This is a genomic window from Psychromonas sp. MME1 (assembly GCF_041080865.1).
Classification (GTDB): Bacteria; Pseudomonadota; Gammaproteobacteria; order Enterobacterales; family Psychromonadaceae; genus Psychromonas.
Genome location: NZ_CP160906.1, coordinates 1070586 through 1085106, shown reverse-complemented (window position 1 = coordinate 1085106; position 14521 = coordinate 1070586). Strand labels below are relative to the sequence as shown.

General features: G+C 37.5%; 12 protein-coding genes. 6 read left to right on the top strand and 6 right to left on the bottom strand.

Annotated features, from left to right (window positions below; all coding sequences use genetic code 11):
* Nucleotides 1–113 precede the first annotated feature (113 nt).
* Entirely contained in the window at nucleotides 114–995 is an 882-nt protein-coding gene (locus AB2N10_RS05140) for a LysR family transcriptional regulator (protein ID WP_354625753.1), read from the bottom strand.
* A gap of 194 nt (nucleotides 996–1189) precedes the next feature.
* Here AB2N10_RS05140 and AB2N10_RS05135 point away from each other — a divergent pair, with 194 nt between their 5' ends.
* From AB2N10_RS05135 to AB2N10_RS05125, 3 genes are all read left to right on the top strand, one after another.
* Entirely contained in the window at nucleotides 1190–2776 is a 1587-nt protein-coding gene (locus AB2N10_RS05135) for a DUF4080 domain-containing protein (protein ID WP_354625752.1), read from the top strand.
* A gap of 82 nt (nucleotides 2777–2858) precedes the next feature.
* Nucleotides 2859–3440, top strand: a complete 582-nt coding sequence (locus AB2N10_RS05130; protein ID WP_369434420.1) for a YhcB family protein — start codon at nucleotides 2859–2861, stop codon at nucleotides 3438–3440.
* A 245-nt stretch (nucleotides 3441–3685) separates the two neighbouring features.
* Nucleotides 3686–4495: a transporter substrate-binding domain-containing protein gene (locus AB2N10_RS05125; RefSeq protein ID WP_354625750.1), complete on the top strand. Its 810-nt coding sequence runs from the start codon at nucleotides 3686–3688 to the stop codon at nucleotides 4493–4495.
* 305 nt (nucleotides 4496–4800) lie between these two features.
* Here the strand turns inward: AB2N10_RS05125 and AB2N10_RS05120 are convergent, their stop codons facing one another.
* Together AB2N10_RS05120 and AB2N10_RS05115 are read right to left on the bottom strand one after the other, a co-directional pair.
* Nucleotides 4801–6681, bottom strand: a complete 1881-nt coding sequence (locus tag AB2N10_RS05120; protein WP_354625749.1) for a methyl-accepting chemotaxis protein — start codon at nucleotides 6679–6681, stop codon at nucleotides 4801–4803.
* Between the two features lie 127 nt (nucleotides 6682–6808).
* Nucleotides 6809–7591 (bottom strand): transporter substrate-binding domain-containing protein, encoded by a 783-nt coding sequence (locus tag AB2N10_RS05115; protein ID WP_354625748.1) that lies wholly within the window; start codon nucleotides 7589–7591, stop codon nucleotides 6809–6811.
* A 360-nt stretch (nucleotides 7592–7951) separates the two neighbouring features.
* Between AB2N10_RS05115 and AB2N10_RS05110 the strand changes: the two genes are divergently transcribed.
* A complete protein-coding gene (locus AB2N10_RS05110; RefSeq protein WP_354625747.1) occupies nucleotides 7952–8488 on the top strand; it encodes a PEP-CTERM sorting domain-containing protein in 537 nt (178 codons plus the stop codon).
* A gap of 293 nt (nucleotides 8489–8781) precedes the next feature.
* On the opposite strand, the gene AB2N10_RS05105 is transcribed toward AB2N10_RS05110, so the two are convergent.
* The 3 genes from AB2N10_RS05105 to amrS form a co-directional block, all read right to left on the bottom strand.
* Nucleotides 8782–10674 (bottom strand): YfaP family protein, encoded by a 1893-nt coding sequence (locus AB2N10_RS05105; protein WP_369434419.1) that lies wholly within the window; start codon nucleotides 10672–10674, stop codon nucleotides 8782–8784.
* A 416-nt stretch (nucleotides 10675–11090) separates the two neighbouring features.
* Nucleotides 11091–11909, bottom strand: a complete 819-nt coding sequence (locus AB2N10_RS05100) for a TIGR01459 family HAD-type hydrolase (RefSeq protein ID WP_354625833.1) — start codon at nucleotides 11907–11909, stop codon at nucleotides 11091–11093.
* A 96-nt stretch (nucleotides 11910–12005) separates the two neighbouring features.
* On the bottom strand, nucleotides 12006–13043 hold the full coding sequence (amrS, locus tag AB2N10_RS05095) for an AmmeMemoRadiSam system radical SAM enzyme (RefSeq protein ID WP_369434418.1): 1038 nt from the start codon (nucleotides 13041–13043) through the stop codon (nucleotides 12006–12008).
* Nucleotides 13044–13164: 121 nt separating this feature from the next.
* On the opposite strand from amrS, the gene amrB reads away from it, so the two are divergent.
* Nucleotides 13165–13944, top strand: coding sequence for an AmmeMemoRadiSam system protein B (gene amrB / locus AB2N10_RS05090; protein ID WP_354625744.1), 780 nt, complete (start codon nucleotides 13165–13167; stop codon nucleotides 13942–13944).
* A complete protein-coding gene (amrA, locus tag AB2N10_RS05085; RefSeq protein WP_354625743.1) occupies nucleotides 13922–14512 on the top strand; it encodes an AmmeMemoRadiSam system protein A in 591 nt (196 codons plus the stop codon). Before amrB ends, amrA begins: the two co-directional genes overlap by 23 nt.
* Nucleotides 14513–14521 lie beyond the last annotated feature (9 nt).

The following is a 14521-nucleotide window of genomic DNA, read 5'->3' as shown; positions in this document are numbered from 1 at the left end:
TCCCCCAAAAATGTTGAAAGACATATTACCCGATCAATAGCAGAACATTGATAGCGATAATCACAAATAGTTTTTGTGCAAACTGCAACAATAGAGGATCAATGACTCACTAATCACAATGTTAATTTTGGTTTAATAAAATCGATAAAAGCAGAAATTCGCTTTGCTACCGAAGAGGAGTGATAATAGACCGCATTTATCTGCTCTCTTCCTGTGTTTGTTATTTTTTCATTTTCAAGTATCGCGATTAAGCGCCCTGCTTCAATATCTTTTTTAACCATAAAACCAGACAAACATGCAATGCCATTACCTGCAATTGCTAATTGCCTCATCGTTTCACCATTACTCGATGAAAACGTCGGTTTTAGCGATTCGAAGCCTTTTAATGGCCAGTTATTTAAAGACTTTGGTGCTGTAAATGCAATTGTTGCATGGCAATTTAAGTCACTCACTTTTATAGGAACACCACGGCGTGATAAATAATCGGGCGAAGCAACTATATATAATGAACTCTTACCTAATAACCTTGCATGAAGTGTCGAATCACTTAACTGCCCAATTCGAATGGCCAAATCAATTTTTTTTTCTAATAGGTCAACATAACCCTCATTAGAGCTTAGTGCTAGTTCGATATTCGGATACGCCTCATTAAATGCACTAACAAGTGGAATGAGCTGATGAAAAATAAACGGGCTTGCGGCATCAACGCGTAATCGACCATGAGGTGAATCACCACCCGAAATGACCTCTTCTTCTGCCAGTTGAATTTGTAATAACGCAGCACGAATTCCTTGTATAAACTGACGCCCCTCTTCGGTAAGTTCAACACGCCGTGTTGTTCTATTAAGCAATGATACGGCAAGCTGCTTTTCAACCTTAGTGACCGCACGAGAAACACGAGCCACTTGCATGTCTAATGTTTGTGCGGCAGCAGAAAATCCCCCACAATCAACAACTGCAAGTAATATTTCTAAATCATCGGATCGTGTCAACATGTTCAATATTCCTCATTAGATTATAAATTTATTGCATATATGACAAACATAGCACGAGATTACGACTGTTTAGCACAATAAAAAAGCATCTGGTGAACATGCTATAGCAGGTGAAAACTAGATACTGAATATAATAGGCAAATACTGTACTATTAAACTCATTAATCACGACCACTTTAAGACCCTTAATTACGATGCAATCAATTAAAAACGAGTCAACCATTATGCAGAGCAATGTCAATGTCGATACAAAATTCATGACAGCGTCTCCCACCAAGATAGTCCTTGCAACGCTTAATGCTAAATTTATACATGCGAGTTTAGGCTTACGCTATCTATATGCCAATTTACAAGATTTACAACAATGCACAGAGATACAAGAATTTGTCATTCAAACGCGCCCCATTGATATTGTTGAGAAAATTTTACAGTCTAAGGCAACGATTGTTGGCTTTGGTGTTTATGTTTGGAATATCGTAGAAACAACCAATGTCGTGAATCTATTAAAAGTAATAGCCCCAGAAATAAAAGTGATACTAGGGGGGCCAGAGGTAAGTTATGAGACTGAGCAGCAGGCCATTGTTGCACATTGTGATTATGTTCTCACGGGCGCAGCAGATATCAGTTTTTATGAATTGTGTAAGGATATTCTTAATCACAACCCGCCTGATCGTAAAATCCTTAATTCGAAACCCGTTGCATTGAAAAATATTGCTTTACCTTATCAATATTACAGTGATGATGACCTAAAAAATCGCATACTTTATGTGGAAGCGTCCCGTGGTTGCCCATTTAAATGTGAATTTTGTTTATCTTCTCTGGACACAAAATCTAATCCCTATGAGCTATCAGCATTTCTTGAACAAATGGAAATACTCTATCAACGCGGTGCACGTAATTTTAAGTTTATTGATAGAACCTTCAATTTAGACATTGATACTTCTATAAAAATATTACAATTTTTCTTAGACAAAATGACCGATGACCTTTACCTTCATTTTGAAGTTGTACCCGATCACTTACCGCGAAAACTAAAAGAGTTGTTAACGAAATTTCCCGAAGGAAGTTTGCAATTTGAAGTAGGGATCCAAACCTTTAATCAACAAGTTCAGGCGAATATCAGTCGTAAACAAAACAATCCGAAATCAAAACAAAACTTACTTTGGCTAAAGGAGCAGACCACAGCACATATTCATGCAGATCTTATCTTTGGTTTACCGGGCGAAACATTTGCAACATTTAGAGATAGCTTCGATGAACTCTATCAGTGCCAACCTCACGAAATCCAAATGGGCATTTTAAAACGACTCAAGGGGAGCCCTATTATTCGTCACACTAACACCTTTGATCTTCGTTTTAGCCCCTTACCACCTTTTAACATATTAAGCACAGACCGTATTGATTTTACAACCATGCAACTGGTTAATCGTTTTGCAAGATATTGGGATATGATTGCCAACTCAGGGCGTTTTAAACACTCATTACCACATATTTTATCTGCTAATGCCTTTGATGATTTCATGGCACTGTCAAATTGGATATTTAATACTACCGCTCAGACTCATCAGATCAATCTAAAAAGATTGTATGAGCTAGTCTCACAAGCAGTTGAAGCATTATTTCCTGAAAAACATGAATTGGTCGTGGCAAAAATCACCTTAGATTACGCGGCATCGAAATTAAAAGGGCATATTAATACACTCGATCTCTATGCGGGTTCACAAAAAAAATCGACCAACTCAAATAAATTATTACAGCGCCAAAAACAACATATGCAATAAAATGCAGGCTTGATAGCTGGCATAATAATAAAATTCACTTACGCTTACTGGAGTTATCCAGTATTATTTTAAGGAAATCGATATGACTGACATTAATGCAACGCTAATTTATTTGGTTATTTTTCTGGTAGGCGTGATTATTGGAATTTTTATATATCACTTAGCTTTCGCTAGAAAAAAAGCTGATGTGCAACAGCAAGCATTAGCGCAAAGTGAAGCTGAGTTACAACGTTATAAATCTCAAGTTAACGACCATTTTAACTCCAGCGCCGATTTAATGAAACAAGTTGCCAACAGTTATCAGGCTTTATACACCCACATGGCAGGACAGTCACAATCTCTGCTCAGTGAAAACGAAAAATGCCCCTTTCCACTATTAAAAACAGCGATGGATGTAGATCCACTTAACAGCGAAGACATTATTCCTACTGATAACAAAGAGAAAAATAACGGCCCTTCTGAAACCGCAACCAACAATGATGATGAAATAAATGTGGAGTATGAATCAGCTAACATTGATAATGAAACGCTAACCAATGATAGTGAAATTGCACCTGTAACAAACGAGGATCAAGATAAAAAAAATGTACCTGAGATTGATAATGGTGAGGTAATATCTGATGCTAATGAAACCATTTCACCTAAGAAAGTCCACAATGACTAATAGGTACGTGCTCAGGCTTGTTTTGACTTAAGTATCGACGACCTTTTATTTCACCAGTGATTGAAAACAACGCCCGATGCACTTAGCCCATTTATTCGCATCTTTTGATGATAACTAAACGCGTATAAAGTTGAACAACACGACAAATCGCTTTCATAACCATAGCAATTTAGCGACTTTAATTTACTATGAATTTTCTTCTTATAGAAAGTACAAACTGTAATTTATGAGTTTAAGGAGTGAGTGTGAAAATTTTTTCTATTATAACCTTGCTGTTATCTTTAATTTTGTTTAGCGCCACGATATTAGCCGCTGAGACTATTCGCTTTACTACCATCGATTACTGTCCCTTAACTTGTGATCCAACTAAAGATGACGGCAAAGAAGGCATCATGACTGATGTTGTACGTGCGGCTTTTGAAGAAGCCGGTTATAAAATTGAACTTGAAATAATGCCTTACGCACGAGCGGTAAAGGCTGTAACTGATGGAAAATATGACGGTGTGGTCGTTGTCGGAAAAAACTATGCACCAACTTTAATTTATCCTCAAAATAACACCATAACTCAACGCATGATGTTTATGGTGAAACCAACTAACCATTGGCGATACACAGGTTACCAATCTCTATTATCGGTCAATGCAACGATGACCATAACCAAAGGGTTTGACTATGGTGATAATGATATAAATCACTTTGTCGCTAGCAAGCCGACTAATTTAGTTTCCTTAAATGGTTCAAAAACGGCTCAAAGAGGCTTTGAATTATTACAGCTTGAACGTGTAGACACATACCTAGAAGGTGATTTGATTGCGTTGTATAACATTGCAAAATATGGTTATACTCACAACTTTATTGTCGCTGGTTTTTCGACACGAGTCTTTGAAGACTACACTGCATTTAACCCTCACTCTCCAAACGCAGTAAAATATGCAAAAATACTATCTAATAAAATATCTCAACTACAAAAATCAGGTGAGTTCAAGAATATACTTGCTAAATATGGTGTTACTAAAAAACTAAATTTAGGCAATTTAATAGGCAAAAATAAATAAGGAGTCATAGCTTCAGCCCAATAATAAGTAGATGGACATAGTGCCTTCTTCGCTTAGCTAATAGGACATTAAAAAAGGTAAGTGAAAGACGTTTACCATTACTCTTTCCCTTACCTCTATTTTATTGAAGCTTGTACTTATACCAATCGGAGTAAATAGCTGATCTATTTTGCTGGTTAAAATAACTTATTTTCTTGTTGTAAGTTTCGTAAAGGGAACAACCATTAACAAAACTTAGGCCTCAAATTAAACCATTTTTCCTGCGCAAAATTTACACCACATACTTAAATCCGATTGGTATTATTTTAAACCTTGAATTTATTTAATTGTTGATCCTGTTGGTCCATTTGTTGCCTCATTAACTCTGCATGTTTAACTTGGTTACCCGCTACAACGGCAACATCTTGACTGATATCCCTGATATTGGTGGTATTACGATTAATTTCCTCGGTAGTCGCAGACTGCTCCTCTGCTGCAGATGCAATCTGAATATTCATATCACTGATCTCCATAATCGCAATTCGGATTATTTCTAATGTGTCATTCGCTTTACTGGCTTCTTCTGCTGTTGTAATTGCAGCTTCTCGACTATCTTTTATTTTATCTTCCGCGAGGCGTACGCCAGACTGCAGTTGCTCTATCATAGAACGAATTTCACTGGTTGATTGTTGCGTTCGTGAAGCTAATGAACGAACTTCATCCGCAACGACGGCAAAACCTCGACCAGATTCGCCAGCCCTTGCCGCTTCGATTGCGGCATTTAGCGCTAGCAGGTTTGTTTGATCTGCAATACTGGTTATCACCGATAAAATGGATTCAATATTGTTACTTAACTTAGCCAGATCAACAACAGACTCTACCGCTATTTCCATATGCTGTGCTAATTGAGTGATTGCTCCGGTTGCATGTGATACAACGGCGACACCATTAGCCGTCTCTTTATCTGCAGTTCCAGCCGCATGTGCAGCAACCTGTGCATTTTTAGCTACTTCAACAGCACTGGATGCCATTTCATTCATTGCGGTGGCAAGTTGATCCAATTCACTTAATTGTACTTGTAGCTCCTGCGCAGCTTTGTCTGACTCATCACTAATGTTATGCGTGGTTTGCCCTGCATCTGATGCAAGCGTCTTGACGTTGATAATAATAGACTGCAGATTTTCAACGAATTTATTAAATTGTGCAGCTAACTGACCAAATTCATCCTTAGTAAGCACAGGCAACCTTTTAGTTAAATCACCATTACCACTATTAATTTCTAATAAAGAACTCGTTAATAGGCCAACGGGTTTTAGAATCGACTGCATTAAACTGCCGAGTACAATTACACCGATAATCACGCTGATTAAAGCCGCTACAATGGCACGCCATCCCATTGTTGTGGCATCAGTCATGACAATATCAGCATCAACCACAACACCGATATACCAATCCATGTTACCAAGGCCTTGAAGTGGTGTAAAACTGACCCACAATGATCGTCCATTGACTGTTATTTCTTGAATTTTTTTGTCTAAGGCAATGGCATTCCCGGCAAATAACTTGGAATAATTTGTGCCATTTTTTTCACCATTAGGATGGCTAATAATATTACCACTTTTAGACATTAAAAATGCGTACCCTGCATTGTTAAAACTAACGGTATTCAGCGCATCAGAAACATTTTTTAAACTCAGATCGCCACCAAAAGCACCTTTCAGTTCGCCTTTATCCGTAAGATTTGCGACTACTGAAATTAAGATCTCTTTTGTCGTGGCATCTTCATATGGCTCAGTGATCATTGCATGATTACTGCTTCTAGCCACTTTGTACCAAGGGCGCACTCTTGCATCCCAGTTTTCTGGCTGCCAAGAGGAGTCATTACTGATTGCTTTACCATCTGTATCCAAGCCGCCAAATATCAGTAGAAAATTATTTTTAAGTGTTGCGACGTTAAACGTATTTTGTATTTGTTGTGCGCTGAAATTACTATCTATAACCTCGGCCGCGAGGTCGATAGCTTCTAATTTACCATTTAACCAATTAGTTATTTGCTGGGCTAACGCATTACTCGACTCTTCAATGGCACTACTTGCATGGTCTTTTAACGTTTTTGTAACTTCTCGATACTGTAACCAAGATAATGAACTGATTGCAAGCAACAAGACTAGCGATGATCCTAAAACAACTTTCATTGAAACTTTCATCTTTTTCATTCCTTAAATATTAATTGTCATCCTTTACTTAGTTTAGAATCATACAAAGTAAATGCTAATTGTGAACCAAGAAATAATGACAACACAGATAAAATGAAGTAATACATTCATATACTTATTATTTAAATTTGTTTTGATAGCGATCAACTACCTGCTGATAGGTTCCTTCTGCTTTTAATTGATCTAAAACATTTTGTAATTTTTTTATCTGAACCTCAGGCACCTTTCTATTACAAGCGTAGTAAAGATCGCCTTTTTGCAAAACGTAAACGACTTCATAGTCATTGACGTTAAGACCATGTTTTTTTATCGTTCTAAATACAGGCTGATTGTCATAAGCAAAAACATCTAATCGATTTTTATCTAATTTTTTTATTGATTGAATGATGACATTCATACCACCTATATGGTCAAGGTGGCTGCTATCAACGCCCATCTCTAGTAGAAGTTGCTCACCTACATCAGCTCTGACAACGCCAATTTTATACTTTAGAAAGTCTTCCTTTGAATTGATTTTTATATGCTTATCTTTTCTTGCAATCATAGCAATAGATGTCGCCGATATTGGTCCAATCCAGTGAAATAAAGGATCTCTAGCTTTAGTTCTTACTACCGAAAAAAGACATGTATTGGCAGTCGTTATCAGCGTACTATACCCCCTAGCCCAAGGTTGAATATGAATGTCAACTAATGATTTTTTAGACTCAAGTTTATTTAACATTAATAGCAGCAAATCAATTGAAATTCCCTGCAATTGACCATTTTCTAGATAATTATAAGGAGGATAATTTTCAGTTATAAAATCAATATCATCAATATTTAACGCATGGGAATAGTTTGCAACGCAAGCCACCCAAAACAGGCACAAATAATAACTTAAGCAATTAAATTTATGCTTCATCGATACACCTATTTTAATGGTTATTAAATTAACACTACTACTCTTTAGTTTTTAAGCAAACAAGAGTCTAAATAGTGTGACTTATAATGTTTTAGTCAACTATTACGGTAATAATATTGTGATATGCAACCAAAATAATAAATGGGGTTATTGTAACTCGGATACTGCTTCCGCCGCCCTATTTTACACTTCATAAAAAATGACTTCAGCGACTTCAAAAAAAACATGTCGACTTACTTTACAACGCATCAAACCAGATAATAAAAAAGAGCCTAAAAACAAAGAGATATATTCACGGCATGAATATTGCTAAACGGCATGTTAAGTAAAAAACGGAATGTTATTTCAATGGAGAATAAAATGAAAAAAACGATTTGCTCTGTCCTAGGACTTACATGCTCATTACTATCAATGGGTGTAAATGCCTCTCTCATTACTAATGAGATAAATCTATTATTACCTACCTCTGGTACTTTACATGTTGATTTAGATGGCGACAGTATCAATGATCTTGGTTTAGCTGAAGATTGTTGTTCAGCCGATAACACTTGGACAAGCGCAAGTGATTATACAACTCAAGTATCACTAAATTGGTTATCATTAGGTGATGTTATTGATGATAGCTTAGCTTGGACTGGAGGTAATAGCTACATGGATTTAGGTGGGCAAGTTATCGGTTCAAATTATATTGCTGTTCAAGATTTCAGTTTAGGAGATTTTTTTGGATATATCACCTTAGATTATAATGGTACTGATTTATATTTATCTAGCTTTACTTATGAAAATAACGGTAGTCAGTTAACAGTTAGCAATCCAGTACCAAGCCCTGCTCCATTAATGTTATTAGGCATTGGTTTGCTAGGTTTCGCTTTTTCTAGAAACAAAAAGGCTCTATAACTCAATCAAAAAACATGTCGGTACAGTAAAAACTCAATCTAAACAAGAGGCTAACTACATTCGGAATTGGCCTCTCCTTTTACTTGCATCACTCGAAAATCCCCCTCACCTATACAAAATATAACTATAATTCTGCTCGGTAAACAACACATTTTACAAGCTAAACTATTAAATTTATTTAACAATGACTATTAACACTGATAACTAAACAATAATTTAATAACGTAAAATATGATATAACACAAACACTGAACAGTTATATGTTCAGTGTTTGTGATTGTAATCTGCAATTTTTATTTAATATAATATTTACTTTTTAATTGTGACTCGGCAATACTTGGTTTAACCAACAGACTACGAGGAGCTATTGCTTCAGAAATACTATCTCCTGGCTCTGTAGACCATGCATTAATCGTATTAACTGTAATAACACCACTTTCTTGAACTTCCACATCAAAAACATGCCACCATTCCTGCGCGACACCTTCAGGTGGAGTAAATAATGTTCGCTCTTCATTTATAATGAGTTCTACACGAGTTTCTAAAGGTTTAATATTAGGTAAACCAGAATAGTTGTGAACATAATATTGATAAGTTCCAGGTACGTTATATTCAGGAATAGTTATCACTTCTGGGCCATAACTATTTGTATCATCAACATCAAGATATATCGTTGATCCGCCCACGACTTCACTTTCATTATAGAATGAAATATGAAAACGTCCGCCATCTCCGTTAGGTCCATATAAATGTGAATCTAAATCATCAGGTGCTTCACCCCATTTAAGTTCAATTTTAGATGTTGCTTTATCTAAAATTAAACATTCACTCAATGTAAAATCAGATGATGACGTAATAACCTTTAGAGTTCGACTTTGATGTAAATTATTTGCAGAAACAAACATGGTGCTATTAGATTTAACAGGTACTATAAAATCCCCTATAACATTAGAATATGCGTTTGAACGGCCGTTATAATCATGTCCTTCAGTATCAATACGCGCATTAGCTATTCTCGTTCCATCTATATCTTCTACACAACCAAGGATATTCACAGTGTCATAAATACAATCAGCATTCCATGTGGTGAAATGCGAAACATTGCCAAGATAATAATTACCAGTCACATCGTTGACAAGCGTCGCTTCCCCCTCTTCAACCCAAATACCGTTGACATCATCATAATAGTAAAGAGGAATGATGTTTGGTGGATTAAGCCCTGAAACGGGAATATGAATTTCAGCGGTTTTCCCTTCTTTAAGCTGTAAAATTTTTCCATCTTCGTTTGTAAACGTTGCAGAAATGGCCCCGAATGATTCGATTGGAATTAACTGTGTTGGATTATCTGCACTTGCTGTCACCATCTCGCCTGGCATCAAATCAATATCCAATGTTGGATCAATAATAAATAATTCAGAGGTAATTACTCCACTCGCCAAATTCCCATTTTCATCAACAAAACTATTTTCACTAACGGAAATAGAAGCCGCTTCAAATTGTACAACAGTACCTTCTGTCGCATTAAATGTTGCTACACTATGGATTGGAGGAAGGTATAAATTGTTGGGATGAACTATTTCAGAAGGAACAATGCGAATAGATGCTTCTGAATACGCAGGCGCGTCAGCTGAGATGACAACATTTCTTAAATCGGTTAATGTATCTAAATATCGCAATGAATACTCACCATTAGATTGAGAGACAGATTCATCGATAACAGTACCGTTAATTGACAACTTCACTTCTCCATCAGCAATATCTTGATTGTTATAATAGTTAATGAGTTTGCCAGAAATGTTCAGATAATATAGCTCATCCAATGAAAAAGTCACTCTACTTGGCTGTGCATTATTTTCACCACCATCTTTGACTTGTATAGTGATCGAATTATTTTTAGTTCCGCTTGCCGATGAAGTAAATGTTAACAGGCCATTTTCATTAATAGAGAGCCCATCAGGACCTTCAATTATTTCAAATGTAAAATCAGCTGGGAATGTATCATCTGGATCCGTGACAACAAGCTGATAAGAAAAGGTCTCACCCGATTCAATCTGTTTAGCCGAAATGGTTTCCAATAAAGGCCCTACATTTGTGCTTGAAGGTTCAGGCGTACTATTTGAACTTCCACCACACCCCCCCATTACTAAAAGAGGTATGAGCGACGCTAATATTGATCTATTTTTCATTTAAAATCCTTTTTGATGTTATGAGAATATATTAGGCGTCATAATAACAAATTAAAATCATTAATAAAGCAAATTACAACCACGCTTTTGATTTTGTCGTTGCATATTTTTGAGATCAAAAGAAAAGCAAATATAACAGATCGGGTAATAGCCTGCGATTGCATAAACGTAGCATCTATTATTGTAACCCATGAGATAGAGTAGATATTTATCTGGAAAACTATAACCATGTAGAGAACTATTATAGCGCTCAACCGCTACACTTTTAATGCAAATACACTACCTTCATTGGCAATAGTGAAATGGGTAAATTGAAGGAGTTTCCTTGCGTCTCTTGTTAGCAAGCAAACTTCCGCCATGCGGTTCATAAACCAGCGCGAATCATTACAATGATTTTCTATTGTATGGGCGTAAAATCAAACCTTAAACCAATCAAGGTAGTGACTAGGCTTAACATTAAATCTTGTATTTAATTTGGTAACACTGCTTTCATCAATAATTTCTTTGCTGTGAATACCGCTAGTAATAAACAGGCTAGATAAAGATGCCCCATTTGCACCAGCAATATCATGCTCAAGGCTGTCACCTACCGCAATAGCTTTGTGCCATCCGCCCACTAATTCATGACACATTTTATACAAGTCGATTTGTGGTTTACCATGCCAGTGTACCTTGCCTCCCATATCTTGATAGGCTTTGGCAATCGATCCCGGACAGGTTTTTAAGGAGCCATCCGGCGTCATCGCAACAAGGTCTGGATTACTTACCACTAATTCAAGATTGCGTTGATAAGCCAATGTTAAATCATCCATATAGGATGCCAGATCGCCACGTTCAACACCGCAACAAAGAATAAATGAGGCATTTTCAATAGTTGATGCGGTGACCCCACAATCATCAAGCACACTATTATCATTATCCCATGAGAAAAATAGTGCATTGTTGCCAAGTGATGTAAATTTTCCTGCGTTAAAATTATGGCGCATGTGATCGCCAGAGGTTAACACATCGAGGTATAAATCGCGGCTAATCCCAGAATCTTGTAAACGTTGATAGGAAAATCTGCCAGTGTTACCGCTATTAGAGAGGATCACGACTTTTTTATTATGTTCCTGTAAAAACTGTAGCGCACGGATCGCTTCAGGAAAGGCATCACCGCCATTATGTAATACTCCCCATTGATCCAATATGAAGGTATCAAAACTATCGATTATATCTTTAAGGCCATTAATCATTTTCACTTGCGGATTTCCTATGGTTTACGAGCAATCGTAAAACCATACATTATAAAAATAAAAGAACCCATTGAGCAAGCTAACTCTGTGCCTATATTAAGCATTAATCGCACAGGCCGTGCCGCAAAATGGGCAACGGTTATTGTCGCTTAAGCGGTTTGCGGTAATCATAAAACGATCGCGTATGATCAATGGCTGATGGCACTTAAAACAATAGGTACTATTGGTTTCGATGTCATTGACATTACCACAATAGACGTAATGCATACCGTAACTCATAGCTATATCTCGCGCTCTTAGCAATGTCGCCATGCCTGTCTTATCTTTATTTAGCATCTTAAAGTCAGGGTGAAAGGCAGTAAAATGGAGAGGAATATCGACACCTAAATTGGCAACGATCCATGCACACATATTGTGGATCTCTTGGTCGCTATCGTTTTCATCGGGGATAAGTAGGTTAGTTAATTCAAACCAGACTGGGGTTTCCTTTTTTAGATATTGCAATGTTTCTAATACGGGTTGCAGAGAGCCATGACAATGTTTTTTATAAAACGATTCCGTAAATCCTTTCAAATCAATATTTGCAGCATCAATGTATTTAAAAAACTCTACACGCGGCTGAGCGCAAATGTAACCCGCACTCACGACAACACTCTTAAGACCTTGAGATTGCGCATAGCGGCTGACATCGACAGCATACTCCATAAAAATAACGGGATCATTATAGGTAAAAGCGATACTTTGGCAGCCATAACGTTTAGCGTTCGCGACAATCTCTTCTGGTGATGCCCAGCAAGATAATGTTGCCATTTCACGTGATTTACTAATACGCCAATTTTGACAAAAATCACAGCTTAAATTACAGCCGGCTGTCCCAAATGAGAGTACCTGCGATCCGGGATAGAAATGGTACAACGGTTTTTTCTCGATAGGATCAATGGCAAAACCGGAACTACGCCCATAGCTCACTAAGCTAATTTCGCCTTGATGACACATTCGTACATAGCAATTGCCACGTTTCCCTTCACGTAAGGTGCAATGTTGTGGGCATAAATCGCAACAGACTCGACCATCATCAAGTCGATGCCAATAATAGGTTTTGTGAAAATTATCTTGAGAATCATCATGGGGCATAAATACAACCTTATAGCGATAGCGGCTATACTTTACTTATAGCAAATGGATCGATGTCATGGTGGCGCAAGCGCCTAAACAACAACGATGCCATCGGACATTAAATCAAATTGAGGCCTGTATGAAGTATAGACCAGCGGCCATGGCAGGTAGTTTTTATCCTGAGGATAAAGTACCGTTACAACAGATGGTCACGGCGTTTTTAGCCAGTGAGCAAAAACCGATGCAGCAAGCTCGCGCTTTGATTGTGCCCCATGCGGGATATATCTATTCGGGGGCGATTGCTGGTTTAGCCTTTGCGAACTTAACCCCCTATGTTAATAATATTAAACGGGTCATTATTTTAGGGCCGAATCATCGCGAACCACTACTCGGTTGCGCCTTATCGAGCGCCGACTATTTTCAAACACCCCTTGGAAAACTTACCCTCGACCAAGTGACGCAAAATAGACTAGCCACCTTAGATTTTGTGGAGTTTGCAGATTATGTCCACCAGCTAGAGCACTCAATTGAAGTGCAATTACCATTCATACAGATGTTATTTACGGATATTACCATTATTCCCATTGTCGTTGGTCAATGCTCTGCGGATAAAGTCAACAAACTGTTACAGGAACTTGCACTGACGCAACAGGATTTACTGGTTATTAGTTCGGATCTCAGCCATTTTCATGAATACCAGCAAGCACAGCGCATTGATCAAAATAGTTGCGCTAACATACTTCATTTTGCTAGCACAATTAATGGCCAACAAGCCTGTGGCGCTAATGCCATTAACGGGTTATTACGCTATGCAAAAACAGCAAACTGGCAGATAACATTAATTAAAAATATTAATTCCGGCGATACAGCGGGAGATAAACAACGGGTGGTGGGATATGGCAGTTTCAAACTCTATTAATTTAACAGAGCAGGAAAAACAACAGCTCATTACATTTTGTAAACAAGCAATCCAACAGCACCTCGATGACTTGCCTTTTGTTTTGCCAGCAGCACCCAATAATAAAAATCTGTTACAACCATTACCCTGCTTTGTCACTTTAACGATTAATGACCATTTACGAGGCTGTATTGGCACCTATCAAGTAGACAGACCATTATGGGAAAATGTTTATTACTACGCCTTTTGCAGTGCCTTTGAAGATAGCCGTTTTCCGCCACTACAAGCGGATGAACTCTCTAATTTAACAATAGAAATATCTATTTTATCGGCCTTACAAGAGATACCGAATAATGGTGAAGCTACGCTGATTGATGAGCTACAAATTGGTGTCGATGGTTTGTTATTACAGGAAGGTTGGCATAAAGCGATTTTTTTACCCACGGTTTGGGAGGTGCTTCCTGAGCCAAGAATGTTTGTGCAACATTTAAAACAAAAGGCAAACTGGCCAAAGGATTACTGGAGTGCCGAGATAACATTGCAGCGTTTTACCACGGAGGTTTTTTCAGCACCTTTTTATATTCCTTAACAACCGTCC

Excerpts from the sequence above, each read along its gene's own strand:
- amrS (WP_369434418.1), bottom strand. The coding sequence starts at position 13,043 with ATGCCCCATGATGATTCTCAAGATAATTTTCACAAAACCTATTATTGG.
- amrB (WP_354625744.1), top strand. The coding sequence starts at position 13,165 with ATGAAGTATAGACCAGCGGCCATGGCAGGTAGTTTTTATCCTGAGGAT.
- AB2N10_RS05100 (WP_354625833.1), bottom strand. The coding sequence starts at position 11,909 with ATGATTAATGGCCTTAAAGATATAATCGATAGTTTTGATACCTTCATA.
- AB2N10_RS05130 (WP_369434420.1), top strand. The coding sequence starts at position 2,859 with ATGACTGACATTAATGCAACGCTAATTTATTTGGTTATTTTTCTGGTA.
- AB2N10_RS05105 (WP_369434419.1), bottom strand. The coding sequence starts at position 10,674 with ATGAAAAATAGATCAATATTAGCGTCGCTCATACCTCTTTTAGTAATG.
- AB2N10_RS05140 (WP_354625753.1), bottom strand. The coding sequence starts at position 995 with ATGTTGACACGATCCGATGATTTAGAAATATTACTTGCAGTTGTTGAT.
- AB2N10_RS05110 (WP_354625747.1), top strand. The coding sequence starts at position 7,952 with ATGAAAAAAACGATTTGCTCTGTCCTAGGACTTACATGCTCATTACTA.
- AB2N10_RS05120 (WP_354625749.1), bottom strand. The coding sequence starts at position 6,681 with ATGAAAGTTTCAATGAAAGTTGTTTTAGGATCATCGCTAGTCTTGTTG.
- AB2N10_RS05115 (WP_354625748.1), bottom strand. The coding sequence starts at position 7,591 with ATGAAGCATAAATTTAATTGCTTAAGTTATTATTTGTGCCTGTTTTGG.
- amrA (WP_354625743.1), top strand. The coding sequence starts at position 13,922 with ATGGCAGTTTCAAACTCTATTAATTTAACAGAGCAGGAAAAACAACAG.
- AB2N10_RS05135 (WP_354625752.1), top strand. The coding sequence starts at position 1,190 with ATGCAATCAATTAAAAACGAGTCAACCATTATGCAGAGCAATGTCAAT.